This is a genomic window from Bacillota bacterium (assembly GCA_023511835.1).
In the GTDB taxonomy this organism is placed as follows: domain Bacteria; phylum Bacillota; class Sulfobacillia; order JAIMAT01; family JAIMAT01; genus JAIMAT01.
Genome location: JAIMAT010000003.1, coordinates 1 through 25,960, shown reverse-complemented (window position 1 = coordinate 25,960; position 25,960 = coordinate 1). Strand labels below are relative to the sequence as shown.

General features: G+C 74.8%; 29 protein-coding genes and 1 riboswitch. All 29 genes read right to left on the bottom strand.

The annotated features are described in order from the left end of the window. Positions 1-93: 93 nt before the first annotated feature. Positions 94-915, bottom strand: coding sequence for a FliA/WhiG family RNA polymerase sigma factor (locus K6U79_01195; protein ID MCL6520975.1), 822 nt, complete (start codon positions 913-915; stop codon positions 94-96). Positions 916-929: 14 nt separating this feature from the next. Continuing rightward, a complete protein-coding gene (locus tag K6U79_01190; GenBank protein MCL6520974.1) occupies positions 930-1,769 on the bottom strand; it encodes a PilZ domain-containing protein in 840 nt (279 codons plus the stop codon). Then, the gene (locus K6U79_01185; GenBank protein ID MCL6520973.1) at positions 1,766-2,605 is read right to left on the bottom strand and encodes a P-loop NTPase; all 840 of its coding nucleotides are present in this window, start codon (positions 2,603-2,605) and stop codon (positions 1,766-1,768) included. Before K6U79_01185 ends, K6U79_01190 begins: the two co-directional genes overlap by 4 nt. Further along, complete coding sequence (locus K6U79_01180; GenBank protein MCL6520972.1) at positions 2,602-3,624, bottom strand: hypothetical protein; 1,023 nt, start codon at positions 3,622-3,624, stop codon at positions 2,602-2,604. Before K6U79_01180 ends, K6U79_01185 begins: the two co-directional genes overlap by 4 nt. Next, positions 3,621-5,672: a flagellar biosynthesis protein FlhA gene (gene flhA, locus K6U79_01175; GenBank protein ID MCL6520971.1), complete on the bottom strand. Its 2,052-nt coding sequence runs from the start codon at positions 5,670-5,672 to the stop codon at positions 3,621-3,623. Before flhA ends, K6U79_01180 begins: the two co-directional genes overlap by 4 nt. Beyond that, on the bottom strand, positions 5,657-6,811 hold the full coding sequence (locus tag K6U79_01170; GenBank protein ID MCL6520970.1) for an EscU/YscU/HrcU family type III secretion system export apparatus switch protein: 1,155 nt from the start codon (positions 6,809-6,811) through the stop codon (positions 5,657-5,659). The genes flhA and K6U79_01170 overlap by 16 nt, the downstream gene beginning before the upstream one ends. Next, on the bottom strand, positions 6,793-7,584 hold the full coding sequence (locus tag K6U79_01165; GenBank protein MCL6520969.1) for a flagellar biosynthetic protein FliR: 792 nt from the start codon (positions 7,582-7,584) through the stop codon (positions 6,793-6,795). Before K6U79_01165 ends, K6U79_01170 begins: the two co-directional genes overlap by 19 nt. A gap of 22 nt (positions 7,585-7,606) precedes the next feature. Beyond that, a complete protein-coding gene (fliQ, locus tag K6U79_01160; protein ID MCL6520968.1) occupies positions 7,607-7,876 on the bottom strand; it encodes a flagellar biosynthesis protein FliQ in 270 nt (89 codons plus the stop codon). Between the two features lie 11 nt (positions 7,877-7,887). Continuing rightward, positions 7,888-8,565, bottom strand: a complete 678-nt coding sequence (gene fliP / locus K6U79_01155) for a flagellar type III secretion system pore protein FliP (GenBank protein MCL6520967.1) — start codon at positions 8,563-8,565, stop codon at positions 7,888-7,890. Further along, positions 8,562-8,912, bottom strand: a complete 351-nt coding sequence (gene fliO / locus K6U79_01150) for a flagellar biosynthetic protein FliO (GenBank protein ID MCL6520966.1) — start codon at positions 8,910-8,912, stop codon at positions 8,562-8,564. Before fliO ends, fliP begins: the two co-directional genes overlap by 4 nt. A gap of 4 nt (positions 8,913-8,916) precedes the next feature. Further along, the gene (gene fliN, locus K6U79_01145; GenBank protein MCL6520965.1) at positions 8,917-9,429 is read right to left on the bottom strand and encodes a flagellar motor switch protein FliN; all 513 of its coding nucleotides are present in this window, start codon (positions 9,427-9,429) and stop codon (positions 8,917-8,919) included. A gap of 479 nt (positions 9,430-9,908) precedes the next feature. After that, positions 9,909-10,844 (bottom strand): flagellar motor switch protein FliM, encoded by a 936-nt coding sequence (gene fliM / locus K6U79_01140; protein MCL6520964.1) that lies wholly within the window; start codon positions 10,842-10,844, stop codon positions 9,909-9,911. Positions 10,845-10,895: 51 nt separating this feature from the next. Then, positions 10,896-11,312, bottom strand: a complete 417-nt coding sequence (locus K6U79_01135; GenBank protein ID MCL6520963.1) for a flagellar basal body-associated FliL family protein — start codon at positions 11,310-11,312, stop codon at positions 10,896-10,898. Beyond that, positions 11,309-11,518, bottom strand: a complete 210-nt coding sequence (locus tag K6U79_01130; GenBank protein MCL6520962.1) for a flagellar FlbD family protein — start codon at positions 11,516-11,518, stop codon at positions 11,309-11,311. The genes K6U79_01135 and K6U79_01130 overlap by 4 nt, the downstream gene beginning before the upstream one ends. 43 nt (positions 11,519-11,561) lie before the next feature. After that, entirely contained in the window at positions 11,562-12,461 is a 900-nt protein-coding gene (locus K6U79_01125) for a flagellar hook-basal body complex protein (protein MCL6520961.1), read from the bottom strand. 6 nt (positions 12,462-12,467) lie between these two features. Then, on the bottom strand, positions 12,468-12,758 hold the full coding sequence (locus K6U79_01120) for a hypothetical protein (protein ID MCL6520960.1): 291 nt from the start codon (positions 12,756-12,758) through the stop codon (positions 12,468-12,470). Between the two features lie 45 nt (positions 12,759-12,803). After that, complete coding sequence (locus K6U79_01115) at positions 12,804-13,379, bottom strand: flagellar hook-length control protein FliK (GenBank protein ID MCL6520959.1); 576 nt, start codon at positions 13,377-13,379, stop codon at positions 12,804-12,806. 1,019 nt (positions 13,380-14,398) lie between these two features. Then, the gene (gene fliJ, locus K6U79_01110; GenBank protein ID MCL6520958.1) at positions 14,399-14,860 is read right to left on the bottom strand and encodes a flagellar export protein FliJ; all 462 of its coding nucleotides are present in this window, start codon (positions 14,858-14,860) and stop codon (positions 14,399-14,401) included. After that, a complete protein-coding gene (locus tag K6U79_01105; protein MCL6520957.1) occupies positions 14,857-16,194 on the bottom strand; it encodes a FliI/YscN family ATPase in 1,338 nt (445 codons plus the stop codon). The genes fliJ and K6U79_01105 overlap by 4 nt, the downstream gene beginning before the upstream one ends. Next, positions 16,187-16,900 (bottom strand): hypothetical protein, encoded by a 714-nt coding sequence (locus K6U79_01100; GenBank protein MCL6520956.1) that lies wholly within the window; start codon positions 16,898-16,900, stop codon positions 16,187-16,189. The genes K6U79_01105 and K6U79_01100 overlap by 8 nt, the downstream gene beginning before the upstream one ends. Further along, positions 16,893-17,903, bottom strand: coding sequence for a flagellar motor switch protein FliG (gene fliG / locus K6U79_01095; protein MCL6520955.1), 1,011 nt, complete (start codon positions 17,901-17,903; stop codon positions 16,893-16,895). Before fliG ends, K6U79_01100 begins: the two co-directional genes overlap by 8 nt. 22 nt (positions 17,904-17,925) lie before the next feature. Beyond that, positions 17,926-19,509, bottom strand: coding sequence for a flagellar M-ring protein FliF (gene fliF, locus K6U79_01090; GenBank protein MCL6520954.1), 1,584 nt, complete (start codon positions 19,507-19,509; stop codon positions 17,926-17,928). A gap of 67 nt (positions 19,510-19,576) precedes the next feature. Beyond that, the gene (gene fliE, locus K6U79_01085; GenBank protein ID MCL6520953.1) at positions 19,577-19,894 is read right to left on the bottom strand and encodes a flagellar hook-basal body complex protein FliE; all 318 of its coding nucleotides are present in this window, start codon (positions 19,892-19,894) and stop codon (positions 19,577-19,579) included. A gap of 15 nt (positions 19,895-19,909) precedes the next feature. Further along, positions 19,910-20,317: a flagellar basal body rod protein FlgC gene (gene flgC, locus K6U79_01080; protein ID MCL6520952.1), complete on the bottom strand. Its 408-nt coding sequence runs from the start codon at positions 20,315-20,317 to the stop codon at positions 19,910-19,912. 3 nt (positions 20,318-20,320) lie between these two features. Next, positions 20,321-20,656: a hypothetical protein gene (locus K6U79_01075; protein MCL6520951.1), complete on the bottom strand. Its 336-nt coding sequence runs from the start codon at positions 20,654-20,656 to the stop codon at positions 20,321-20,323. Between the two features lie 127 nt (positions 20,657-20,783). Further along, a riboswitch (cyclic di-GMP riboswitch) is annotated at positions 20,784-20,868 on the bottom strand. A 191-nt stretch (positions 20,869-21,059) separates the two neighbouring features. Beyond that, positions 21,060-22,469 carry an ATP-dependent protease ATPase subunit HslU gene (gene hslU, locus K6U79_01070; GenBank protein MCL6520950.1) on the bottom strand — a complete coding sequence of 470 codons (1,410 nt, stop codon included), beginning with the start codon at positions 22,467-22,469 and terminating at the stop codon, positions 21,060-21,062. A 2-nt stretch (positions 22,470-22,471) separates the two neighbouring features. Next, entirely contained in the window at positions 22,472-23,002 is a 531-nt protein-coding gene (gene hslV / locus K6U79_01065; GenBank protein ID MCL6520949.1) for an ATP-dependent protease subunit HslV, read from the bottom strand. 32 nt (positions 23,003-23,034) lie between these two features. Beyond that, positions 23,035-23,979, bottom strand: coding sequence for a tyrosine recombinase (locus K6U79_01060; protein ID MCL6520948.1), 945 nt, complete (start codon positions 23,977-23,979; stop codon positions 23,035-23,037). Between the two features lie 105 nt (positions 23,980-24,084). Continuing rightward, a partial coding sequence (gene topA / locus K6U79_01055) for a type I DNA topoisomerase (GenBank protein ID MCL6520947.1) occupies positions 24,085-25,960 on the bottom strand: 1,876 nt, incomplete at its 5' end.

The following is a 25,960-nucleotide window of genomic DNA, read 5'->3' as shown; positions in this document are numbered from 1 at the left end:
GGGCTGCGCGCGGCGCGCGGCCCGTCGCAGTATACCATCGGCCCCCCGGGGCGGCAATCGAGCCGCCCCCCTCCGGAACGGGGCGGGCGGGCCTCAGGCCGGCCGGGCTCGGCCGGCCGTCATCTTCCCGCGGATCCGCAGGACGGCGCGCGAATGGAGCTGGGAGATGCGCGAGACGGTCACGCCCAAGAGACCCGCCACCTCGGTGGCGGTCAGCCCCTCGTAGTAGAGGAGCGTGATGATCAGGCGCTCGCGCTCGGGCAGCTCCTCGATGGCCCGACCCAGCTCCCGGATGGTCTCCTTGCGGATGACCGACTCCAAGGGGTCGTCGGCCGCCTCCGCCTCCTGGAAGGCCGGCGCGCCCAGGCTCTCGCCGGGGATGCCCAGCTCCTCCAGGCTGAGCACCGCCGCCCGGCTCAGCTCCGTCAGCCACTGGCGGACGGTGCGTGCCGGCACCCCGAGCCGCTCGGCCACCTCGGCGTCAGTGGCCGGCCGGCCGCGCTCCGCCTCCAGCGCGGCGTAGGTCTCGCGCAACTGGCGGTCGTGCTGGCGCAGCCGCGTCGGCGCCCAGTCCAGGGCGCGCAGCCCGTCGATCATGGCGCCCTGGATGCGCGGCACGGCGAAAGTCTCGAAGCGGATGCCACGCGAGGGGTCGAAGCGGTCGATGGCCTGGAGGAGACCGCCCAGGCCCTCGTTGACCAGCTCCTGCTGCTCCACCTGGGGCGGCAGACGGACGGCGAGGCGGCTGGCGATCCGCTGCACCAGCGGCAGGTAGGCCAGCACCAGCCGCTCGCGGAGCGCGCGGTCGCCGGACTGGCGGTAGGCGGCCCAGAGCCTCGCCAGCTCCGCCTCGCCCGGACCGCCCGTCTCGGGGCTCGGCGGGCTGCCGGCTCCCGCCGGGCTTCCAGCTGCCATGCCTCCACCTCCGTTCAGATGAGCCCCTGGCGGCGCCAGCGCCGCTGTTCGGCGAAGATGCGTCGCATGATGGCCTGCTCCTCGGCGGGTCCCAGCTCCAGGAAGGCGAAGGCCGCCTCCCAGAGGCCCGCCTCCCGCGGCGCCGGCGCGGCGCGCACCAGGCGCGCGGCCAGGTCCAGCTCGGGAGCGGCCGGGGTCGGGCGACGCCCCCTCTCGCCGCCGGCGGCTGGCCCTCCCTCCCCGGAGGCCCCCAGGTCGAGGCGCAGCCGGTAGATCTCGCCCGGCGTCAGGCGGGCGCCGCCGCCCCCCGCAGCACCGCCCCCCTCCCCGGTGCGGTCGCGCAGGCGGAGGCGGCAGAAGAGGCCGCCCACGCTCAGGTCGACCGTCGTCCCCTGCCAGCGCGGCCCCGCCTCGGGCCTGGGTATCGCCCGCAGGCGCTCGCCCGGCAGCCCCATGCGGACCGCCTGCTGGACGGCCGGCGGCAACGGGAGCACCTCGACCGGCAGGTGGAGCGGCCAGCGGACCGCCGCCCGGCGATAGTAAGGCGCCGGAGGGCCGAGCCGCAGGCGGACCCGCTCGGGCGGCGCCAGCAGGTTGGCCTCTACCGTCGCCCGGCAGGCGAACCAGCGCCCGTCGCGGCCGAAGCGCAGCTCCACCTCCGCCTGCGGCTCTGGCAGGCGCAAGCGCCCGTGCTCCAGCGGCGCGGCCACCTCCACCAGCTCTTCCTCGCCCCCCAGCACCAGCGAGGGGAAGACGTGCAGGCGCTGGGAGTCCGGGTCGCCTCCGGCCAGGTCCGCCTCCCGGACGGCCAGCTCGACCCGGTCGCCCAGCCGCGGATAGCGCGAGACGCTCACCGGGCTTCCTCCTCCTCCAGCCAGCGGCGCGCCAGCGAGGAGACCGCCCGCGCCGCCGGCGCGGCGGGGTTGAGGCGGAGGAGCGGCCGCCCGAGGCGGACGCTGCCGGCCAGCTCGGGATCCTCCGGCACCCAGCCCAGGAAGCGGGGCCTGAGCCCCAGGTGTCCCGCGGCCACCGAGACGAGGGCGTCGCGCACGCGCATCGCCTCACTCGGGGAGAGCGCCTGGTTGACCGCCAGCCAGAGCCGGGCCTCGGGGTTGAGCCGGGCCGTCGCCTTGAGCACGGCGTACCCGTCGGTGACCGAGGCCGGATCCGGCGTCACCACCAGCAGCACCTCCGGCGCCCAGGCCAGGACCGCCCGCACCAGTTGGCCGAGGCCGGCGCCGTTGTCGACGAGGAGCGTCTCGCCCGGGGCGCCCAGGCGGGCCAGGGCGGTCACCAGGCGCCCCACCTCGGCGGCGCCCAGGGAGGCCAAAAGCTCCTCGCCGGGGCCACCGGAGAGGAGGCGGACCCCGCGCTCCGGCTCCCAGAAGGCCTCCTCGATCTCGGCCCGGCCGGCGAGGACATCGCCCAGGTGGTAGCGCCCGCGCCCCCCCGCCACGGCCATGGCGCCGCCCAGGCCCAGATCCAGGTCGACCAGGAGCGCCCGCTCGCCGGCCGCCGCCAGCGCCAGCGCCAAGTTGACCGCCAGCGTCGACTTGCCCACGCCGCCCTTGCCGCTGACCACGGCGAGGCTGCGCACCCGTCGTGCTCCCGGCGGCCTCCGCGCCCCCAGCCGCAGGCGGGCCCTCACCTCCCGGGCCAGCGCGGCCAGGGCCGAAACCTGCTCGTTCACGGCTCCACCCCCAGCAGCTCGTCGGCCAATGCCCCGGGCGAGAAGACGGCCAGGTCGTCGGGGACGCGCTGTCCGGCCGCGACGTAGCTGACCGCCAGCCCGCTCGCCGCCACCGCGTTGACCAGCTCGCCCGGAGCGCGCGTCTCGTCCACCTTGGTGAAGAGCAGGCGGTCGGCGCCGATCCCCCGGTAGGCCTCCAGCGCGTAGAGAAGGTCCTCGTGGCGGGTGGTGGCGCTGAGCGTCAGCAGGACCGCGTCCGCCCGCGCCTCTTCCACCAGCTGGGCCAGGCGGCGAAGGGAACGGCGGTCGGAGGGGCTGCGGCCAGTGGTGTCGATGAGGACCAGATCGACGCCCGAAAGCCGCTCCAGGGCGGAGCGGAGCTCGCCCGGCTCTTCCGCGGGCAGGCAAGGGAGGCCCGCAGCGCGGGCGTAGGCGTCCACCTGCTCGAAGGCGCCCGCCCGGAAGGCGTCCAGGGTGACGATGCCCACCTCCAGGCCGCGGTAGAGCGCCATCTGCCCCGCCAGCTTGGCCACGGTGGTGGTCTTGCCCGCGCCCGTCGGCCCCACCAGCACCAGACGGCGTTCGCGCCCCGCCTCCACGGGCCGCGCCCGGCCCAGCAGCTCGAGGAGCCGCTGGCGCACCGCCTCGCGTGGGCTCGCCCCGGGCTCCGGGGCCGGTTCGGCCAGCCGGGCGGCCAGGTCGGGCAGGAGCCCGCGCCTCTCGAGGCGGAGGCGGAGTTCCTCCCAGCCGCCGGGCGCCGTGGCCTGCGGGGCGGTCCTCCCGGCCGGGCCGGCCGCCCCGGCTCCGTCCGCCGGCTCTTCCCCCTCTCCAGCGGGCGGAGGAAGGGCCACCGTCGCCACCACCGGACCGCGCCTCCCGGTCAGCCGCTCCCACCAGCGCGGGGGCTCGCGGCGCAGGTCGAGGAGGAGGGCGTCGGCGCCCGCTTCCTGACGCACCTGCGCCAGGAGGGCGCGCACGTCGGCCGCCCGGAAGCGGCGGATGCGGAGCGGCGCGCTCATGCCAGTCTCACCGTCCCCAGCACGTCGACGGGCACCCCGTCGCTCACCTCGTTGTAGGAGAGGACCGGCAGGCGCGGCAGACTCCGCTCCAGAAGGCGACGCAGGTGGAAGCGGAGGCCGGGGGCGCAGAGGAGGACGGGCTGGACGCCCTGCTCCAGGACGCGGGCCACCTCCGCCTCCAGCCCGCGGATCAGCCGGCCCGCCAGCTCCGGTTCCAGCACCAGGGTGCGGGCGTTGCCCTGGCCGCGGATGGACTCGGCCAACTGGCGCTCCGCCGCCGGTTCCAGGGTGATGACGCGCAGGCGCCCGTCCGGCCCCACGAGCCGCTGGGTGATGCTCCGGCCCAGCGCCTGGCGCGCCGCCTCGGTCAGCTCGTCCAACGCCTTGGAGGCGGCCGCCTGGTCGGCCAGGGCCTCCAGGACGGTGCCCAGGTCGCGGATGGGCACGCCCTCGCGCAGCAGGTTCTGCAGCACCCGCTGCACCTCGCCCAGGGTGAGGAGAGCCGGCACGCTCTCCTCCACCAGGGCGGCCGCGCTCTGATGGAGCGTGTCCAGCAGGCGGCGCGTCTCCTGGCGGGTGAGGAGCTCCCAGGCGTGGGCGCGCACCACTTCCGTCAGGTGCGTCGCCAGGACGGCGGCCGCCTCCACCACCGTGTAGCCCGAGGCCTCGGCCAGGGCGCGCTGCTCCGGCCGGATCCAGAGGGCCGGCAGGTTGAAGGCGGGGTCGCGCGTCGGCTCGCCCTCCACCCCCGCCACCTCGGTCCCCTGGGGGATGGCCAGGAGCCGGTCCAGGCGCAGCTCCGCCTCGCCCACCACCTCGCCCTTCAGGAGGATCCGGTAGCGGTTGGGCTCCAGGCTCAAGTTGTCGCGGACGCGCACCAGCGGCAGCACCAGCCCCAGCTCCAGCGCGATCTGCCGCCGCAGCAGCGCGATCCGGTCCATCAGCTGGCCGCCCTCCTCGGCGCCCAGCGGCAGCAGACCGTAGCCCAGTTCCACCTCCAGCGGGTCGACCGGCAGGAGGCGGGCGGCCTCCTCCGGCGTCACCCCCAGCGTCGCCTGCACCGGTGCCGCCTCCCCCTCGCCGGGACGGAGCCTCGCCTGCCGCGCCTGCAGGTAGGCGACGCCGCCGGTGACCGCGGCCAGGGCCAGGAAGGGTGCGGCCGGCAGGCCCGGTACCAGACCGAGCACGGCCAGCGTCCCCGCCGCCACCCAGAGCGCCCTGGGCTGGGCCGCCACCTGGCGCAGCACGTCGTGGCCGAGGTCCGACTCGCCGGCCGCACGGGTGACGACGATGCCCGTGGCGGTGGAGATGAGCAGCGCCGGCAGCTGGCTGGCCAGGCCGTCGCCGATGGTCAGGATGGTGTACTGGCGCAGGGCGTCGGCCCAGGCCAGGTGGCGGACGAGCATCCCCATGGCCAGCCCGCCGACGATGTTGATGGCCAGGATGACCAGGCCGGCGATGGCGTCGCCGCGGACGAACTTGCTGGCGCCGTCCATGGCGCCGTAGAAGTCCGCCTCGCGCTGGATCTGCTGGCGGCGGCGGCGGGCTTCCTTCTGGTCGATGAGGCCGGAGTTGAGGTCGGCGTCGATGGCCATCTGCTTGCCCGGCATGGCGTCCAGGGTGAAGCGCGCGGCCACCTCGGCCACGCGCTCGGCGCCGCGGGTGATGACCAGGAACTGGATGATGACCAGGATCAGAAAGACGATGAAGCCGACCAGCGGGTTGCCCCCGGCGACGAACTGGCCGAAGGCCTGGATGACCGCGCCCGCGTCGCCGTAGAGGAGGATGAGGCGCGTCGAGCTGACGTTGAGCGCCAGACGGAAGAGCGTGGTCAGGAGAAGCAGCGAGGGGAAGGCCGAGAACTCCAGCGGCTGCGTGTCGTACATGCCGACCAGGAGCACCAGCAGCGAGATGGCCAGGTTGGCCGCCAGCAGCACGCTGAGCAGGCCGGGCGGGACGGGAATGACCAGCATGGCCACCACCGCCACCACGCCCGCGGCCAGGAGGAGGTCGCTCTGGCCCACCAGCCGCCTCAACGTCTGCGCCATGCCAGCCGCCCTCCCTCTTCCAGTTGCCAGACCCAGGCCATCACCTCGGCCACGGCCTTGTAGAGCGCGGCCGGGATGGTCTGGCCGACGCGCGTGGAGGCGTAGAGCGCCCGCGCCAGGGGCGGGTCCTCCACGATGGGGACGCTCCGGCGCCAGGCTTCCTCGCGGATGCGGAGCGCCACCTCGTCGGCGCCGCGCGCCACCACCTGCGGCGCCTCCATCCGCTCGGGCTCGTAGGCCAGCGCCACGGCCACGTGGGTCGGGTTGACCACCACCACCCGCGCCCGTCTCACCGCCTCGATCATCCGCGCCGCCGCCAGCTGCGACTGGAGCCGGCGGATGCGGCGGCGGACCTCGGGGTTGCCCTCGGTCTCGCGCAGCTCGCGCTGCAGCTCGTGAGGCGTCATGCGCAGGCGGCGCTCGGTGGCCCAGAGCTGATAGGCGTAGTCACCGCCCGCCAGCGCGAGCCAGGCCAGCCCCACTTCGAGAAAGAGACGTGCCACCTGCCCCTCGATCCAGCCGACCACCCCGGAAAGCGGCGCCCCGAGCAGGCCCGGGGCCGCTTCTACCGCCGTCCGCACGGTGCCCCAGGCGACTCCGACGATGACGCCCAGCTTGAGCAGCGCCTTGGCCAGCTCCACCAGTCCCTGGCCGGAGAAGAGGCGGCGCAGCCCCGCCAGCGGGTTGAGGCGCGCGACGCGCGGCACCAGCCCCGCACCGGTGAAGGTGAAGCGGCTCTGCGCGAAACCGGAGGCGAGGCTGAGCGCCACGGTCGCCAGGAGGAAGGGCGCCGCCGCCGAGGCACCCACCCCCAGGGCCCGCGCCAGGAGCGCCGCCGCCTCGCCCGCCCCCAACTCGCCCGTCCGCGGCCCGCGGGCGAGCCAGCCCCCCCAGGCCTCCGTCAGGAAGCGGAGCATCCGCTCTTGGGCCGCGCCGCCCGCCAGCAGGAGGAGCAGCGTGCCGGCCAAGAGGAGGAGCGCGCCGGTCAGCTCGGCGCTCCTCGCGAACTCTCCCTCGCGGCGCGCGCGCTCCCGGCGCCGCGGCGTGGGCGGCTCGCTCCGCTCGCCCGCCTCCTCGTCGGCGGCGAAGAGCTGCAGGTCGAAGCGCCACCGGCCCCGGGTCAGCGGAGGGAGAGCCAGGCCGCCAGCACCTCCTCCACCCGGGGCGCCACCGCCTGGACCACCAGGGGAAAGGCGGGAACCAGCGCCGCCAGGAGCAGGATGCCGACCAGCGCCAGGGCCGGCAGCTGGGCGAGGAGCACGTTCACCTGCGGCGCCGCCCGTGCCACCAGCCCGAAGGCCGCGTTGACCAGGAGCAGCGCGGCCAGCAGCGGGGCGGCCAGCGCCAGCGCCGTCTCGAAGGACCAGGCTAGCGTCTGGAGCACCAGCTCGCTCCAGGCGGGCGTCCAGCGGAAGAGGCCGGGGGGGATCCGGCGGAAGCTCTCCGCCAGCGCCGCCAGGAGCGCATGGTGGCCGTCGGCCAGGAGCCAGAGCAGGAGCAGGAGCGACCAGAGCAGCGTCCCCACCAGCGGTACCGGCTGCCCGAAGGCCGGGTCGAGCAGCTGGGCCAGCGAGAACTCCATCTGGATGCCCAGCAGCTCCCCCAGCAGCTGGACAGAGCTGAGGACCACCAGCGCCAGCAGCCCGATGGTCGTCCCCACCGCCAGCTCGCCCAGGAGCGAGCCCACGTAGGCCGCGCCCGAGCTCCAGAGCGTCGCCGCCGGCGGCCGGAGCGGGAAGGAGAGAAGGAGCGCCAGGGCCACCGCCAGGCCGGCGCGGACGCGCCAGCCGACGGCGGCGTGGCCGAAGAAGGGGGCCACCAGCAGCATCCCCGTCACCCTGGCCAGCACCAGCCCGAAGAGCGCCAGCCGCCCCGGGTCGAAGAAGAACGTCCACGGCCACGCGAGTGCCACCCCTTCCACCCCTCCGGGCGCCTCACCCTACGAAGGAGCCCAGGTGCCCCAGGATGCCGGAGGTGAAGTCGACCAGCTGCTGGAGCATCCACGGTCCCAGCAGGAGCAGCGCCAGCAGGACGGCCACCATCTTGGGCACGAAGGTGAGCGTCTGCTCGTTGATCTGGGTGGTGGCCTGGAAGAGACTGACCAGGAAGCCGACCGCCAGGCTGATCCCCAGGAGCGGCGCCGCCACCGTCAAGAGGAGCCAGACCGCCTGCCGGAAGAGTTCCAGGACCGACGCCACCGTCACCGGCGCACCTCCTAGCGGTAGCTCGCCACCAGCGACTGGGCCAGCAGGTGCCAGCCGTCCACCAGCACGAAGAGCAGGATTTTAAACGGAAGCGAGATCAGCATGGGCGGCAGCATGAACATGCCCATGGACATCAGCGTCGAGGCCACCACCAGGTCGATGACCAGGAAGGGCAGGTAGAGGACGAAGCCCATCTCAAAGGCGCTCTTCAGCTCGGAGATGACGAAGGCCGGGATCAGGTCGCGCAGCGAGGCCTGCTGCGGGCTTGCAGGCCGCGGCGCGGAGCCGTCCAGCGAGACGAAGAGCTCCAGGTCCGAGGTCCTCGTCTCCTTTAACATGAAGGTCCGCAACGGCGCCTCCGCCCGGTTCAGCGCCGTCTGCTGGCTGATCTGCCCCGCCTGGTACGGCTGCCAGGCCTGCCGGTAGATCTGGTCGTAGACCGGCGCCATGGTAAAGATGGTCAGAAAGAGCGCCAGTCCCACCAGCACCTGGTTGGGCGGCGTCTGCCCGGTGGCCAGCGCGTTGCGCACGAAGGAGAGGACTACCACGATGCGCGTGAAGGAGGTGGTCATCACCAGCGCCGCCGGCGCCAGCGCCAGGAGTGTCAGCCAGCCCAGGATCTGGAGCGTGGTCGCCACTTGCTGCGGCCCCTGCGCGCCGCCCACGCTCACCTGCAGCGTCGGGATCACGGCTCCTCCCTCTTCCCCGCCAGGCGCCGCCCCAGAAGCTCGGCGAAGCGCTGGCCGCCGCCCCCGCCCGGCGGGTCCAGCCGCGCCACCCGCTCCGGCTCGTCCACCCGCTCCAGCAGCGTCACCTGGCGGTCGGTGACGCCCAGCAGGAGCAGCTCGTCCCCCATGCGCACCAGTGCCAGCCCCCGGCGCGGCCCCAGCGGCAGCTGGCCGACGATCCGCAACGGACCGCCGGCGCCCGCCCCCAGCCGGCCGACGCCCAGGCTGGCGAAGTAGGCCAGGGCGACGACCGCCAGGAAGGCGAGCAGCCCCGCCAGGACGCGCAGCACCTCGCCCAGCGCCGCCACCCCCCTAGCCCAGCTGGCGGAGCCGGTCGGCCGGACTGAGGATGTCCGTCACCCGGATGCCGAAGTTGTCGTCGATGACGACCACCTCACCGTGGGCCACCAGCTTGCCGTTGACCAGGATGTCGACGGGTTCGCCCGCGGCCCGGTCCAGCTCCACCACCGAGCCCGTGCCCAGGGCCAGGACCTCGCGTACCGAGCGGCTGGCCCGGCCCAGCTCCACCGTGATCTCCAGGGGCACGTCGTAGAGCAGCTCCAGCCCGGCCGGGCTCGGCCCCGTCCCGGGCGCGTCCAGCGCCTGCCAGACGTGGGGGCTGGAGCGCCCGGCAGCCGGTGCGGCGGCGGAGGAAGCGCCGCCCGCCGCGGGGGACGGCGCCTGCGCGGAGGGCGTTGGCACGCCCCCCGCCGCCTCCGCTCCGCCCGAGGGCGCGCCGCCCGCGGCCACCGTGGCGGCGGCCGTTCCCCGGCCGCGCGCGGCCGCCTCCACCAGCGCCTCCAGGGCCCCCCGCGGCGCCACCAGGCCCGCCTCGCGCGCGGCCCCGCCGCCCTGCCAGCGGAAGAGAAAGCCCGCCGGCTCGGCGGGGAGCAGCCCGCCCGGCGACCAGGCCTCGCCCGGAATCACCTCCACGCTGCCGGCGAGGAGGCCCTCCAGCGCCTCCGCCAGCTGGCCGCACCAGGCGTCCAGGAGCGCCTGGCCCGGCTCGAGCCCCTGGCCGAGCCAGAGCACCGCCTCCCAGCGTGCCAGCCCGCCGCCCGAGACGGCGGCCCGCCGGCCTGCGGCCGCGGCGGCCGCCTGGTTGGGCGGCGCCTCCTCGCCGTCCACCTGCGAGCCGGCGTCCAGGAGGGAGGGGGCGGTGCGGCGCAGCGCCTCCTCCAGCGAACGGGCGAAGAGGTCGGCCAGCGCCTCGGCCGCCTCGGGGGCGAGGCGGGGCGCCGCCTCTTCGCGCTCCAGGCTGCGCCGGAGCGCGTCGATCTCCTCCTGGCTCAGCAGCGGGTCGCTCATGCGCTCTCACCTTCCTCGGGCAGGCGCGCCACGATCTCGACCGCCAGGTGGTGGCCCACCCGGCCGGGGCGCGCCGCGAACTTGGGCCGTCCCTGCACCGTCACCCGGATGGGGGCGGCGACGCGCTGGTCCAGGAGGATCACGTCCCCCACCTCCAGCTGGACGAAGTCGCGAAGTCGCAGGCGCGCATGGCCCAGCACCGCCGTCACCCGCAGCGGCACGCGGCGCAGCGCGGCCTGCATCTCCTGCTGGCGCTGGCCGGCACCCTCCGCCTCGCGTGTCAGCCAGCGCTCGGCGGAGAGGGCGGGCATCAGCGGGGCGATGGTGGTGTAGGGCAGGCCGATGCGCAGGTAGCCCTGCAGCCGGCCCAGGCGCAGGCTGACCAGCAGCTGGACGGCCATGTCGCCGGGCGGCGCCACCTGGGCGAGGAGCGGGTTGGACTCCAGCGAGACCAGCGCCGCATGGAGCGGCGTCACCGACGACCAAGCCTCCTGCCAGGCCTGGATCAGGTCGCGGCAGATCCGCTGCAGGAGCGCCTGCTCGATCTCGGTGATGCTTCGCAGGCGGTAGCTCTCCTCGCCGGCTCCGCCCAGGAGGCGGTCGACGAGCGCGAAGGCCACCTGCGGGTCCAGGCTCATCACCGCCTCGCCCTGCCACTCCTCCGCCCGCACGATGGCGATGATGGCGGGCTCGGCGATGCCGGCCAGGAACTGCTCGAAGCTGACCAGCTCCGCCAGCTCGGAGACCGCCTGGGCGTTCCCCCGCAGCCGCGTGGAGAGAAGGGTGGTGGCCCCCCGGGCGAAGTTCTCGTTGATCATGGCCAGGGTGCGCAGCTGGTCCTTGGAGAGGCGGTCCGGCCGCCGGAAGTCGTAGGCACGCACCCTGGCGCCCGCCGCCGCCACCCCGCCCGTTCGCCCGCTCGTCCGGATCACCCGTGCTTCCTCCCGTCCGCCCGGCCCGCCCGTCCGCTCGTCACGGGCCGCTCACTGGACCACGAAGCTGGTGAAGTAGACGTCGCGCACCCGCACATCGGGAACCGCCCTCTCCACCTCGCTCTCGATGCGCGCCCGCACCGCGTCCATGCCCTGCGCACCGGCCAGCTGGGCCGCGCTCGTGGCGCGCAGGACGCGCAGGACCGCGTCGCGGACGGCCGGCTCGGCCGCCTTCAGCTGGTCGGCCGCCGCCTGCCCGCCTACTTCCAGCACCACGTCCACCTGCACCAAGCGGGGCGGGTCGGCATCAGAGAGGTTGGTGGTCAGCGTCCCCACGTCGACCGCCACCGGCGGCTCCGCCTTGGAAGCGGCGGAGGAGCTCTTGCCGGGCAGGTTGCAGCCGCCCAGCAGGAGCGCGGCCAGCAGCAGCGCCGCCACGCCGCCCGCCCGGCCGGACAGCCGGCTCACGGCTCCACCTCCTCGCGGCGCGGGCCGGCGGCGATCTCCCGCCGGTAGGCGACGACCCGCCGGATCACCTCGTCGGGGCTCTCCGCCACGATCCAGCGGTGGCCGTTGGCCAGGGTGATGACCGTGTCGGGCGTCGCCTCCACGGTCTCGATCATGTCGGCGTTGACGACCAGCTCGTCGCCGTTGAGCCGGGTGAGCCAGATCACGGCCCGTCCTTCCCTTTCCTCCGTCACGGCGCGCGGGCGCCGGCTACTGCTTCAGGTTGGTGAGCACCTGAAGCATCTGGTCGGCGGTGGTGATCACCTTGGCGTTGGCCTCGAAGCCGCGCTGGGTGGTGATCATGTCGGTGAACTCCTGGGCCAGGTCGACGTTGGACATCTCCAGCGTGCCGGAGCTGATGGTGCCGGCCGCGGTGCCCGAGCCCCCGACCTCGTAGAGCGGGTTGTTGGTCCCGGTCACTCCGGAGTTCGCCGAGGCGCCATACTGGCCGCCGCCCAGTTCGTCGAGGCCGCTGGGGTTGGGGAAGACGGCCAGGGCGATGCGGGCGATCGGTTGGATCGTTCCATCCGACTCGATCCCGTTGACGGTTCCGTCGGGGCTTATGCTGTAATCCACGAACGTATACGGCCCGCCCGCCCCGGGCGGCGAGTACGACTGGCCGAGGACGATCTGGATTTTTCCCGTCGGATAGGCGGTTGTGGGCGCGTTGGGCACCGTGTTCCCGTCCCAGCCCAGGACGTACTTCCCGCTGGCCGCGTCCACGAGGTAGCCCTGAGCGTCCAGCTTGAAGTCGCCCAGGCGCGTGTAGGTCAGGTTGGGCGGATTGGCGTTGTCGCCCAGCACGAAGAAACCCTCGCCCTGGATGGCCAGGTCGGTGGGGACGCCGGTGGACTGGAGGGCGCCCTGCGTCATCAGCTTGTCGATGCTGGCCAGGCGGACGCCCAGCCCCACCTGCTGCGAGTTGACGCCGCCCACGTTGGCCTGCGGCCCGGCGGCGCCGGCCAGCAGCTGGTAGAACATGTCCGCGAAGACGGTCCGCGAGCTCTTGAAGGCCGGCGTGTTGACGTTGGCGATGTTGTTGCCGATCACGTCCATGGCCGTCTGGTTGGCGCGCAGGCCCGAGACCGCGGAATACATGGAACGCATCATGGCTTCCTAACCCCCCTGCGCGGTCGAGGCCGAGCCGCCCTGGAGCTGCTGGGCCGCCGCGATCTGGTCGAGCTTCTGCCGGATCTGCTCCAGCTCGCTCAGCATGCTGAACTGGGCCAGCTGGGTCACCCACTGCGTGCCGTCCATGGGCTGCAGCGGGTCCTGGTACTGGAGCTGCGCCACCAGAAGCTGCAGGAAGCTCTGCTGCAGCCCCGCGCCGGCCAGCGGGTTGCCCGCCGTCGCCGTCGTGGCGCCACCCGCCGTCGCGCTCGAAGAGCTGACGCCGCTCACGCCCATACCTGCTCGCCTCCCCGTCTTCCGGCATCGGATCTTCCCCGCCCCTCAGAGGAGCAGGTCGACGCCCGCCCCCCGCCACCGCGCCCGGCGCAGCTCCGGTGGCGCCAAGCCGCTCCCGGCCGCACCCGGCGGGGCACCCCTCGCCCCCGTCCACGCGCCTCCGCCTTCGCCCCCGCCGTAGGAAGCGGCGCCCGCCTCGCCCCCCGCTCCCCCGGAGGCGATCCCCGACCCGCCTCCGCCAGCGGCGCCGGTACCCGCGCTGCCGAAGCCGCTCACCGTCACCCCGGCCAGGGGCACGCCCTGCCGGCTGAGTCCCTGCTGGAGCGCCGGCAGCGCCTCTACCAGCAGCTCGCGGGCCGAGAGGCGCGTGGTCTCCACGCGGATGGCCACCTGCCCGCCGCCCTCCAGCGTCAAGCGAGCCGCCACGTCGCCCACCCGCTCGCCGCGGAGGCGCACCTCCGCCTCGCGCGCCCCCAGGTGGAGCTGGGCCACCCGTGCGGCTGCGGCGGCCTCCGCCGTCCTCGCTTCCCCACTCGCCCCCGGCGCCGGCCCCACACCGCCGCCGGGCGTCGCGGGCGCCGTCTGGCCGCCCGCACCCGCCGGCGCGGGCGCCACCGCCACCGCCGGACCGTCGCCCGGGGCCGGCGCTCCGCCCGCCGCGGCGCTCCCCTCCGCTTTCGGCCCGTCCTGTCGCGCCGGCGCAGCGGGCAGCCCGCCGCCGTCCGTCCGGGCGCGGCCCGCCGCCGTCGCGGAGAGAGGGCTTCCCGCCCTTTCCGGCGACCCGCCTGCCGCGCCCGCTTCCGCCGCCGGCCGCGCGCCCTCCCCGCCGGGAGGCGCACAGGCTCCGCCGCGCGGGAGCGCCGGGCGCCCCCCGTCCCGGGGAGGTCCGCCAGGCCCGCCCCTCGGCGCCGGCCCGCCGGCGTCACCCGTCCTCTGCCCGGCCGCGGCCGCCTCGCCGGCCAGCGGCGCCGGCGGCCACCCGTCCCCGCTTCCGCCCGCCGCTCCCCCGGCGGCGGCGCCCGCCGCCGGCGAGCCGGGGGCCGCCCCTCCCGCTTGCGCCGCGGCGGAGGGCCCGGCCGGTCCCGGCACGGCGGTCGCTTCCCTCCCCGTCTCCCCCGCGGCGCCGGGCCCCGCCGTCGCAGGGCTCCCGGCCCCCCCCGCTCCCGCGCCCTCGGGGGGCGCCGGCGTCGAGGGGAGAGGCACGGCCGGCGGGGGCGTCGCGGCCGCAGCCGCTTCGTCCCGTACGGCCGGCCCGCCGGCGGCCGGCGCCGCCGGCAACCCCTCCGCGGTTCCGCCGCCGGCGGGCGTCCCCGCGCCGGGAACGCCCGGCTCCGCCGAGCCGGGGGTCGGCTGCCCTGCGGCCGCCGCCACCGCAGCCGCCAGCGCTGTGAGGAGGGCTTCCTGCGGGTCACCGCCCGGCTCCGGACGACGGGAGGGCCCCTCCTTCTCCCCCGGCGCGGGCGCGACCGGGGCGGCTTTCGGCCCCCCGCTCCGCCCCCGCGCCGCCTCGCCGAGGAGGCTGGCGAAGCTGCCCGCCCCGCCCGCCCCGGCGGGCGCACCGGCCTGCCCGGCCGCGCCCGCCGCCTCCGCGCCCGCGGCGCCTCTCGCCTCCGCGCCCGGCGCCACCGGAAGCGGTCTCATCACGCGCGCCCGCCCCCTTCCTGGCGGAGCCGGAGCCAGCGCAGCCTGCCCAGCTCGTCCAGCTCGCGCTGGTCGCCCCGCTCCTCCTCCAACCGCCACTCCTCCCGCCGCCGCTGGTGAAGCCGCTCCAGGCTCCGCTCCCGGCTCCTCGCGCCGGCCAGCTCCGCCCGCGCCGCCTCCACCTCGGCGGCCGCCGCCTGCTCGCTCCGCCCGGCCTCCGCCAGGAGCCGTTCCAGCTCCTCCAGCCAGGCCGCGCGCTGGCGCCAGGCGGCGGCCGTCATGCCGCTCCGCTCTTCGCTCCAGCGCCGGCGCGCCGCCGCCAGCGTCTCCGCCAGCCGCCGGCGCCGCTCCCGCGCCTCCTGCTGGCGGCGCGTGGCCGCGCCCAGCGCCAGCTCGGCCGCCCGCCGCTCCTGGCGGCGCAGGTCGAGAAGGCGCTGGAGGCGGAACCGGAAGGCGCTCACGCCGCGCTGCCCCCTTCGAAGAGCGCCTCGAGCTGGCGCAGCGTCGCCTCCATCTCCACCCGGCTGCCCTGCTCCTGCGCGGCGAAGGCCGCCATGGCCTCGATGCGCGCCACGGCCTCGTCGATCTCGCGGCTTGAGCCGGGCCGGTAGGCGCCCACCTGGATCAGGTCCTCCGCCTCGCGGTAGACGGCCAGCAGTCGGCGGTAGGTCTGGGCCAGGGCCTGGTGCCGCGGCGAGGCCACCTGGGGCATCAGGCGGCTGACGCTCTCCAGCACGTCGATGGCCGGGTACTGGCCGCGCGCCGCCAGCCGGCGGCTCAGGACGATATGGCCGTCCAGGATGCCGCGGACGGCGTCGGCGATGGGCTCGTTCATGTCGTCGCCCTCGACCAGGACGGTGTAGAAGGCGGTGATGCTGCCGCTCTCCGTCCGCCCCGCCCGCTCCAGGAGAAGCGGCAGGCTGGCGAAGACCGAGGGCGGGTACCCCTTGGTGGCGGGCGGCTCGCCGGCGGCGAGGCCCACCTCGCGCGCCGCCATGGCGAAGCGCGTCACCGAGTCCATCAGCAGGAGCACGTTCATGCCGCGGTCGCGGTAGAACTCGGCCACCGTGGTGGCCGTCTGGGCCGCCTTCATGCGCACCACCGGCGGCTGGTCCGAGGTGGCCACCACCACCACCGAGCGAGCCAGCCCCTCGGCGCCCAGGTCGAGGCGCAGGAAGTCGCCCACCTCCCGCCCCCGCTCGCCCACCAGCGCGATGACGTTGACGTCGGCGTCGGTGCCGCGCGCCATCATGCCCAGAAGGGTGCTCTTGCCCACACCGGAGCCGGCGAAGAGGCCGACCCGCTGCCCCTGGCCGATGGTGAGCAGCCCGTCCACGGCCCGCACGCCCACCGAGAGCGGCCGCTCCACGGGACGTCGCAGGAAGGGCGGCGGCGGCGGCGCCAGCACGGGCCGCCGCTCCTCCACGCGCCAGCCGCCGCCCCCGTCCAGCGGGCGGCCCAGCGCGTCGACGACGCGGCCCAGCATCTCCTCGCCCAGCTCCACCTGGAGCGGCCGGCCCAGCGCCTCCACGCGCGCGCCCGGGCGGATGCCCTGGACGGGTCCGAGCGGCATGAGCAGCGTGCGGCCCTCGCGGAAGCCGACCGCCTCGGCCAGCGCCCCCCCGTTCCCCTCGTCGATGCGGCAGAGCTCGCCCACCTCGCAAAGCGGCCCCTGCGCCTCGACCAGCAGGCCCACCACCTGGCTGACGCGCCCCTGGCGGGCGAGCAGCCGGCTCGTCCGCACCGCCTCGCTCGCCCTCTCCCAGTCCAGCGTCGCCGGCGCCCGCTCAGCCACCGCCGAGCGCCTCCTCGATACGACGGCGCAGCTCGCCGATCTGGCGCAGGAGCGTGGCGTCGAAGTCGCCGCCCTCGGTCTCCACGCGCAGGTCACTCGGCCCGAGCCGCTCGTCCTCCGCCACCTCCAACGCCACCCCGGGAAGCGCGGCCGACAGCGTCTGGAGGCTCGCCTCCAGCAGCGCCCGGTCGCTCCGGCTGGCGAGCAGGCGTGCACGGGCACGCGGGCCGGCCTCGGCCAGGATGCCGCGTGCCATGGCCACCAGCGCCTCGGGCTCGGTCTCGAGCCGGCTCCGCAGCAGGCGCACGCCCACCTCCACGGCCAGCGCGGCCACGGCGGCCGGCACCGCCTCCAGCTCGGCCGCCGCCGCCTCCTCGGCCCGTGCCAGCACGTCCTCGGCCTCGGCCGCCAGCGCCGCCGCCCGCTCGGCCGCGTCGGCCAGCGCCGCCCGGTAGCCCTCCTCGTAGCCTCGCTGCCGGCCCTCCTCGCGTCCCGCCGCCCTGCCCTCTTCCAGTCCGCGCCGGTAGCCCTCGGAATAGCCCTCAGCCTCGGCCCGCCGCCGCGCCAGGGCCGCCTCCTCTGCGGCCCTGGCCGCCGGCGCGGGTGACGGCTCGGGTGCCGCGGCGCCCTCCGGGGGGAGGTCCTCCCAGAGCGCGCGGGGGGCCGCCTCCCCCGCCAGGCCGGCGCTCTTCAAGAGCCTAGACAAGGACCTCATCCCTTCCTCCGCGGCTGACGACGATCTCGCCCGCATCCTCCAGGCGACGGACGGCGGCCACGATCCGCTGCTGCGCCTCCTCCACCTCGCGCAGGCGCACGGGGCCGAGGTACTCCATGTTCTCCTGCAGCAGCTGGCCGGCGCGCTGCGAGAGGTTGCGCAGGATCTTGGCCTTCACCTCGTCGCTGGCGCCGCGCATGGCCAGCGGCAGGTCGGTGTTGAGGTCGATCTCGCGCAGCGCCCGCTGCAGCGAGCGGTCGTCGAGGAAGACCAGGTCCTCGAAGACGAACATGCGCTGGCGGATCTCCTCCATGAGCTCGGGGTCGGTGGCGCCCAGGTTCTCCACGATGCTCCGCTCCGTGCCCCGGTCGACCCGGTTGAGCATCTGCACCACCGCCTGCACGCCGGCGATCTCGGTGGAGCCCTGGCTGGTGAGGGCGGCCAGCTTCCTCTCCAGGACCCGCTCCACCTCCTTGACCACGTCGGGCGAGGTGCGCGCCATGGTGGCGATGCGCCGCACCACGTCCACCTGCATCTCGGGGGGCAGCGCAGCCAGCACCTGGGCGGCCTGCTCGGGCGACATGTAGGCCATCACCAGCGCCACCGTCTGCGGGTGCTCCCCCTCCAGGAAGCTGAGCAGCTGGGCCGGGTCAGCGCGGCGGATGAAGTCGAAGGGGCGGACCTGGAGCGTGGCCGTCAGGCGCTGCAGGATCTCGGCCGTCTTGGCCGGCCCCAGCACCTGGTCCAGCAGCTGCCGGGCGGCGCTGATGCCGCCCACGCGGACGTAGCTCTGGGCCTCGCCCAGGGTGGCGAAGTCCTCCAGAACGCCCTCCTCGGTCTCCGGCTGGACGGGGCCCAGGTTGGCGATCTCCAGCGTCAGCTGCTCGATCTCCTCGTCCGTCAGCCGCCGGAAGATGGCCTGGCAGGCCTGGGGCCCCAGGGCCTGGCAGAGGATCGCCGCCTTCTGCCGCGGTCGCACCGTCACCTTGCTCACCCTTCCTCTCGCATCCGGCTCGCTAGTTCTCCGAGAGCCAGGAGCGAATCACGTTGGCGGCGGTCTCGGGGTCGGCCAGGGCCAGACGCCTCGCCCGCTCCAGCACCGCCCTGCCGTCGCGCGGTGGCTCCGCCGCCGCCGCGGGCGCCGGCTGCGGCGACGGCGCCTCCTGACGCCGCGCCAGCAACGCCTGCATCTCCTCCAGCTGCGCCTGGGCTCGCCGGCGGGAGCGGGCGGCCAGCGCCACCGCCACGGCCAGCAGCAGGAGCAGGAGCGCCGCCGCCGCCAGCGCGTAGACGTAGGGCGGCTGGAGCAGCGACGGTCTGGGCGCCGTCGCCGGCTGCGTGGCGGCCGGCCGTGCCGAGCGGAAGGGCATGCCCAGCACCGTCACCACATCGCCGCGCTGGGCGTTGGCCCCCACCGCAGCCTCCACCACCCGCTGTACCGCCTGCTGCTGGGCCGGCGTCAGGTTGGCGCCCACCACCACCGCCACCGAGAGGCGCTGGATGGCGCCCGGCGCCACTTTGATCTGCTCCTGGATGTGATTGACGAGATAATCGGTGGTGGTGTCGGTCTGCGTGTAGGTGTTGGTACCGCCGTTGCCTCCGGCCGGGTAGGTGGGCACGGTGGCGCCAGGCGGCAGGTTGCTGGCCGAGCCGGCCAGCCCGCCGGGCGGCAGGCCCGTGCCGCTGAACTGCTCCTGCAGCTGGTGGACGCTCTGCGCCAAGCCGCCGTTGCCGCCGGCGCCGGCGGGCGGCGTGTAGGTGTCGTTCTGGATCGTCCGCTGGTTCATGTCCAGCGAGGCGCTGACCCGGACGGCCACAGGCGTGGAGCCGAAGACCTGCTGCAGCAGGCCGGTCACCGACTGCTGCAGGTCCTGCTCGAAGGCCCGCTGCTGGGCGTACCCCGCCGGCCCCGCCGCGGCTTGGTCGCCGCTGGCGGTGTCCAGCGAGCGCCCGTACTGGTCGACGATGACCACGTCCTCCGGCTTCAGGTCCGGCACGCTGGCCGCCACCAGGTGGCGGATGCCGGCCACCTGGTCGGGTTCGAGGAGCTGGCCGGGCGCCATCTCCACCATCACCGCGGCGCTGGCCGGCTGCTGCTGCGAGACGAAGACGCTGGGCTGGGGCAGGTTGATGTGCACCCGCGCCCCCGCCACCCCCTGGATCTGCAGGATGGTCCGCGTCAGCTCGCCCTCCAGGGCGCGCAGGTAGGCCACCTGCTGCTGGAAGGAAGTCGCCCCCAACGGCAGACTGTTCATGCTCTCGAAGCCCACCACGCCCGAGGAGGGGAGGCCTTTGGCGGCCATGTCCAGGCGGAGCTTGTAGACCTGATCGGCAGGGACGAGGACGGTCTGGCCCTGGTCGGCCAGCTGGTAGGGGACGCCCTGACTCTGCAGCTGCTGCGTGATGGCCGCCGCGTCCTGGCTGTTCAGGTGCGAGAAGAGCGGCGCCATGGCCGGGGCGCGGTGACCGAGGAAGGCGACCGCCACCACCGCCGCCAGCGCCAGCGCCGCCGCGCCCGCCAGCAGCCGGCGCGGCCCGCGTTCCAGGCGGTTCCAGAAGCTGCCCAGCTGCTCGCCCAGCGCCCGGACCGAGAGGCTCATACCGACCGGCTCCGCCCCCATCCCGCGGGTCTGCCCCGCCATCACCGATGACCGCTCCGCCGGGGAGCTAGAGCGGCGTCCGCATCACGTCCTGATAGGCGGCCAGCGCCTCGTTGCGCACGGTGGCCACGAGCTGGAGGGCCAGCGAGGCTTTCTCGCTGGCGATGACCACCTGGGCGACGTCGCCCACGCCGCCCTGGAGGAGCGAGGCGGCCGCCTGCTGCGCCTCGAGCTGGAGCTGGTTGACCCCGTCCAGCGCCTGCGCCAGCTGCTGGGCGAAGCTCGACGCCGTGCCACCGGCGGCCCGGCCGCCAGGCCCGGACGGCCCGACCGGACCGGCGGGGGCGGCGGGAAGCGACTGGACAGGCGAGAGACCCGTGGGCACCCTTCTTCTCCCCTCTCAGGCCTGCCCGATGGCCAGCCCCTGCCGGAAGAGGTCGCGGCCGACCGAGAAGGCGGTGGCGTTCATCTCGTAGGCGCGCGAGGCGGCCAGCAGGTCGACGGCCTCGCTGGTGGGGTCGACGTTGGGAAGCTGGACGTAGCCCTGCGCGTCGGCGGCCGGATTGCCGGGCTGGTACTCCACCGGCCCCGGGCGCGGGTCGCGGTAGACGCCGGCCACCACGACGCCGGCGGGGCCGTCGGCACCCCAGGCCTCCTGGAAGTAGGCCAGCTGGCGCTGGAAGGCCGCCCCGCCCGGCCGCGCCGCCGTGCTCTCCACGTTGGCCAGGTTGGAGGCCACCAGGTCGATGCGGAAGCGCTCGGCGGTCAGTCCCGAGGCGCTGATGTTCATGGACTGCCAGAGGTTCACGGCTTACTGCCTCCCCTCGCTGACCGCCGTCCGGAAACGGGCCAGCTCCGCGGCCGCCTGCCCGGCCATGGCCTGGTACCAGAGCGCGTTCTCCGTCAGGGCGACCACCGTCTGGTCGGGGTCGACGCCGCTGCCGTCGGCGCGCATGGTGGCGGCGGAAGCCACCAGCATGGCGCGGAAGCCGCCCGGCGCCGAGCGGTCGGCGACGGCCACCGCGTCCAGCGGCCGGTAGCCGGGGGTCTCCGCATTGGCCGCATCCTGGGCCAAAAGCCGCTGGCGCAGCGAGGCCAATCCGAGTCCGGCTTCCAGCCGGTCGAGAAGCGGCGACGCTGGCGTCATGCCTCTCCCTCCCTGCCCCGCCCGCATCGTCGACCACCCCCGCCCAGGGCTCGCTCCGCCGCCCGATGCCGCTGGAATGAAAACGCCTCTCGGCACCTGGCCGGGAGGCGGAGAACGTTCAGAACTCTCCGGCAGCCCGGCCGCCCTGTCGTCACCGACGAGGGCCCACGGCTTTGCGTCCCCGGCTTTCGCCGGGTTTGCCCTGGGCGGAGAAACTCATTATGTCGACAATTGGGCATGCGCTTCCAGTTGACAGACAGGTGCTTTCGACCCTGCTCGACAAACTCCTCCCAGGGGTGGAAAAAATCTCTGGCAGGGGGAGTACGAAGGAGGCCGCGGGCGGCGCGCCCCCGCTCTGCGCGTCGCCCGCGGCCCCGGGGAGCCCCGGCAGAAGGGCCGGCGGTCAGAGGATGTAGCGGCTCAGGTCGGTGTCCGCCACCACGTCGGCCAGCTGCCGGCGGACGAAGTCGCGGTCGATGCGGACGGTGGCGGGCGCCAGCTCGGGGGCGCGGAAGGAGAGGTCCTCCAGGAGCTTTTCCAACAGGGTGTGGAGGCGCCGGGCGCCGATGTTCTCCGTCCCCTCGTTGACCCGCTGCGCCAGCTCGGCGATCTCCTCGATGCCGTCCTCCGTCCACTCCAGCTCCACGCCCTCGGTGGCCAGGAGGGCGGAGTACTGCTTGGTCAGCGCGTTCTCCGGCTCCACCAGGATGCGCCGGAAGTCGGCCGCGGTCAGGGGCTCCAGCTCCACACGGATGGGGAAGCGGCCCTGGAGCTCGGGGATGAGGTCACTGGGCCTGGAGAGGTGGAAAGCGCCGGCGGCGACGAAGAGGATGTGGTCGGTCCGCACCGGCCCGTACTTGGTCAGGACGGTGGTGCCCTCCACGATGGGCAGGATGTCGCGCTGGACACCCTCGCGCGAGACGTCCGGACCGTAGCCGCCGCGGCCCGGCTCGGCGATCTTGTCGATCTCGTCGATGAAGATGATCCCGTTCTGCTCGGCCCGGTAGATGGCCTCGGCCTGGAGGCGGTCCTGGTCGATGAGGTGGTCCACCTCCTGCTCGACCAGCACCTTCCTGGCCTCGGCCACGCTCATGCGGCGCCGCCGGGTCCGGCGGGGGAAACCTTGGCCGAACAGGTCCTGGAGGTTGATGCCGAAGCTCTCGCTCCCCTGGCCGCCGAACATCTCGAGCAGGGGGGGCCGGCTCTCCTCCACCTCGATCTCGACGCTCTCCCCCTCCAGCTCGCCGGCGTCGAGCCGCAGCGCCACCTCCCGCCGGCGCGCGGCCAATGCCTGGCGCTCCTCGGGCGGTGGCTCCGGCTCGGGGGCTCCCCCGAAGCCCTGCATCAGCGCCTCCAGGGGGTTGCGGAAACCGCTCCGGGCACGCGGGGCGGGGACCAGCGCCTCGAGCAACCGCTCGCGGGCCGCCTCCTCCGCCCGCCCCCGCACCTGGCGCGCATGCTCCTCGCGCACCATGCGCAGCGACGCCTCCACCAAGTCGCGTACCATGGTGTCTACGTCCCGCCCGACGTAGCCCACCTCGGTGAACTTGGTCGCCTCCACCTTGACGAAGGGCGCCTCCACCAGGCGTGCCAGGCGCCGGGCGATCTCCGTCTTGCCCACGCCGGTGGGGCCGATCATGAGGATGTTCTTGGGCAGGATCTCCTCGCGCAGCGCCGGAGGAAGGCGCCGACGCCGCAGCCGGTTGCGCAGGGCGACCGCCACCGCCCGCTTGGCCGCCGCCTGGCCGACGATGTACTTGTCGAGCTCCTCGACGATCTGGCGCGGCGTTGGGTCGTGCAAGGGGGCCGGCATGGTCAATCCAGCTCCTCCACGGTGATCCGGTCGTTCGTGTAGATGCAGATCTCCGAGGCGATGAGGAGCGACTGGCGAACGATCTCCGCCGCCGTCATGGGCGTGTTCCGCAGCAACGCCCGCCCGGCCGCCAGCGCGTACGGCCCGCCCGAGCCGATGGCCATCACGGGCTCATCCGGCTCGATCACCTCGCCGCCGCCCGAGAGCAGGAGGAGGTTCTCGGCGTCGCCCACCAGCATCAGAGCCTCCAGGCGGCGGAGCACGCGGTCCGTCCGCCACTCCTTGGCCAGCTCGACCGCCGCCCTACCCAGCCGACCACCGCTCTGCTGCAGGTGGCCCTCGAACTTCTCGAAGAGCGTCAGCGCGTCGGCGACCGAGCCGGCGAAGCCGGCCAGCACACGGCCGCCGCCCAGGCGCCGCACCTTCTGCGCCCCGTGCTTGAGGATGATCGACTCCTGGGTGACCTGGCCGTCCGAACCCATGGCCAACCGCCCGTCGCGGCGGACGGCCACCACGGTGGTGGCGCGGAGCATGCGCATCCCTCCCGGCGGACCGGCAGGCCGGCCTACGCCCTCGGGTGCGCTCGATTGTACACCTCGCGGAGGTGGAGGCGCGAGACGTGCGTGTAGATCTGCGTCGTCGAGACGCGGGCGTGGCCGAGCAACTCCTGGACCACGCGGATGTCCGCTCCTCCGTCCAGCAGATGGGTGGCGAAGGCATGGCGCAGCGTGTGCGGGCTGAGATGCTCCAGATCGGCCAGTCGCTCCACGTACTGGTCGAGGATGTGGCGGACTCCGCGTGCCGTCAGGCGACCGCCCCGCTGGTTGAGCCAGAGCGCCTCGCGCGCGTCAGGGCTCTCGCGGCGGGCCCGCGCCGCCAGGAGCGGCCGTCCCTCGGCCAGGTATCGCGCCAGGCTGCGGACCGCCTCGCGCCCCAGCGGCACGCGTCGCTCCTTGGCGCCCTTGCCGAAGAGAAAGAGCTCCTGCCTTCCCAGGTCGATCCGCGTCATGTCCAGCCGGACCAGCTCCGAGACACGCGCGCCGGTGGCGTAGAGCGTCTCGAGCAACGCCCGGTCGCGCAGGCCGGCGGCCGTCTCATCCGGCAGGCTGATGAGGCGGAAGACCTGCTCCACGCTCACCAGGCGCGGCAGCGGGTGCTCCAGCTTGGGCGCCTCCAGGAGGTCCGTGGGATCGACCTCCAGCCAACCGCGCCGCCGCCCGTAGCGGAAGAAGCTGCGCAGGGCGGCCAGCTTCCTCGCGACCGAGCGGCGCGCGTAGCCCTCGCCCAGACTGAGCGTGCCGAGGAAGGCGCGCAGCCGGCCGCTCTCCACCTCCGCCAGCCGCTCCACCGGCTCGTCCGGCTCCAGGCCCAGCGCGCCCAGGCACTGCAGCACGTCGCCCGTGTAGGCGCGCACGGTGTGCGGCGAGTAGCCGCGCTCGGCCTCCAGGAAGCCGCGGAAATCCTCCAGCGCCTCGCCCAGTCGCTCCGTTCCGCCCGGGCTCCCGCTCATCGAGCCGGCCCCCTCCCCGCCGATCCGCTCCCTGCGGATCCCTGCCGGGGAATCGAACCGCGGGGGGACGCCTTGACGCCCCTCCCGCACGGCGGCGACGCGCGGTCAGGCGCGGCCGCCCCGGGGCAGTGCCGCCTCCTCCGCCGGCTGGACGTAGCCGCATTTGCGGCCGCACTGGATGCCGACCCCGTTCCGGGTGCGCCGCTCCACCAGCCAGCCGCCGCAGTTGGGGCAGCGGCCCTCCACCGGGCGTTCCCAGCTGACGAAGGTGCACTGCGGATAGTTGGCGCAACCGTAGAAGCGGCGGCCCTTGCGGCTTCGCCGCACGACCAGCTCCCCGCCGCACTCGGGGCAGGCGACCCCCACCTTCTCCAGGAGGGGTCGTGTACGCTTGCACTCCGGGTAGCCGGTGCAGGCCAGGAAGGGCCCGAAGCGGCCGTGCTTGACCACCATGGGGCGGCCGCAGAGGTCGCACGTCTCGTCCGTCGGCTCGCTGGGCAGCTCGACCCGCTCCACCTCCGCCTCGGCGCGCCGGACCGCCTGGTCGAAGGGGCCGTAGAACTCGGCCACCACGTCGCGCCAGGCCAGCTCGCCCGCCTCCACGCGATCCAGCTGGCTCTCCATGCGCGCGGTGAAGTCGACGTCGACGATCTCCGGGAAGTGTTCCTTCAGCAGGCGGGTGACGGTGCGCCCCAGCTCGGTGGGCACCAGCGTCCGCCGCTCGCGGCTGACGTAGCCGCGCTGGACGATGGTCTCGACGATGGGCGCGTACGTGCTGGGCCGGCCGATGCCCCGCTCCTCCAGCGCGCGGATGAGGCTGGCGTCGGTATAGCGCGCCGGCGGCTGCGTCCAGTGCTGCTCGGGGAGCAGTCCGGCCAGCTCCAGCGCCATGCCCTCCTCCAGCGGAGGAAGCGGCCGCTCCCCCTCCTCCCCCGCCTCGCCCCGCACCCCTTCGCCCTCCTCGTCCCGGCCCTCCTGGTAGAGGACGGTGAAACCGGGGAAGAGGAGCGTCGAGCCGGTCGCGCGGAAGCGGTGCTCTCCCATCTCGATCTCGGCCGTCAGCGTGTCGTAGACGGCCGGCGACATCTGGCTCGCCAGGAAGCGCTCCCAGATCAGGCGGTAGAGCCGGTACTGGTCGCGCGACAAGTCCTCCTTCAGCCGCTCCGGCGTCCGCTCCACCGAGGTCGGGCGGATCGCCTCGTGGGCGTCCTGCGCCCCGGCCGCTGCCGAGCGCTGCCGCGGCGTGGAGAAGGGCTCGCCCCAGCGCTCCACGATCCAGCGGCGCGCCGCCTCGCGCGCCTCCTGGGCGGTGCGGGTGGAGTCCGTGCGCATGTATGTGATCAGACCCACCTCGCCCTCTCCCCGGACGGCGATACCTTCGTACAGCTGCTGCGCGACGCGCATGGTACGGCTCGGGCTGAAGCCCAGCTTCCGCGAGGCCTCCTGCTGGAGCGTGCTGGTGATGAACGGGGGAGCCGGTTGCCGGCGCCTCTGGCGGCGGGCCAGCGAGGCCACCCGGACCGGCAGCCCCTCCAGCTCCTCCATCAGGCGGCGGACCTCCTCCTCGTCCCGGAGCGTCTCCCTGCCCTCGCCCCGGCCGCGGTACTCCGCCTCGAACTCCTCGCCGCGCGGCGTGCGCAGGCGCGCCGTCAGGCTCCAGTACTCCTCGGGGACGAAGGCCTCGATCTCCTCCTCGCGATCGCAGAGGATGCGCACGGCCACCGACTGGACCCGCCCGGCGCTCAGGCCGCGGCGCACCTTGTGCCAGAGGAGCGGGCTGAGGCGGTAGCCCACCAGCCGGTCGAGGACGCGGCGGGCCTGCTGGGCGTCGACCAGGTTGCGGTCGACCGAACGCGCCTCACGGATGGAGGCGCGCACGGTCTCGCGGGTGATCTCGTGGAAGGCGATGCGGCAGCGCGCCTCGGGATCCAGCCCGAGAAGCTGCGCCAGGTGCCAGGAGATCGCCTCGCCCTCGCGGTCG

Bases quoted from the DNA above. Each gene is read 5' to 3' on its own strand.
- flhA (MCL6520971.1), bottom strand. From the start codon at position 5,672: ATGGCGCAGACGTTGAGGCGGCTGGTGGGCCAGAGCGACCTCCTCCTG.
- K6U79_01125 (MCL6520961.1), bottom strand. From the start codon at position 12,461: ATGATGCGTTCCATGTATTCCGCGGTCTCGGGCCTGCGCGCCAACCAG.
- K6U79_01180 (MCL6520972.1), bottom strand. From the start codon at position 3,624: ATGAGCGCGCCGCTCCGCATCCGCCGCTTCCGGGCGGCCGACGTGCGC.
- fliF (MCL6520954.1), bottom strand. From the start codon at position 19,509: ATGAGCCTCTCGGTCCGGGCGCTGGGCGAGCAGCTGGGCAGCTTCTGG.
- K6U79_01075 (MCL6520951.1), bottom strand. From the start codon at position 20,656: ATGACGCCAGCGTCGCCGCTTCTCGACCGGCTGGAAGCCGGACTCGGA.
- K6U79_01195 (MCL6520975.1), bottom strand. From the start codon at position 915: ATGGCAGCTGGAAGCCCGGCGGGAGCCGGCAGCCCGCCGAGCCCCGAG.
- hslU (MCL6520950.1), bottom strand. From the start codon at position 22,469: ATGCCGGCCCCCTTGCACGACCCAACGCCGCGCCAGATCGTCGAGGAG.
- K6U79_01120 (MCL6520960.1), bottom strand. From the start codon at position 12,758: ATGGGCGTGAGCGGCGTCAGCTCTTCGAGCGCGACGGCGGGTGGCGCC.
- K6U79_01060 (MCL6520948.1), bottom strand. From the start codon at position 23,979: ATGAGCGGGAGCCCGGGCGGAACGGAGCGACTGGGCGAGGCGCTGGAG.
- hslV (MCL6520949.1), bottom strand. From the start codon at position 23,002: ATGCTCCGCGCCACCACCGTGGTGGCCGTCCGCCGCGACGGGCGGTTG.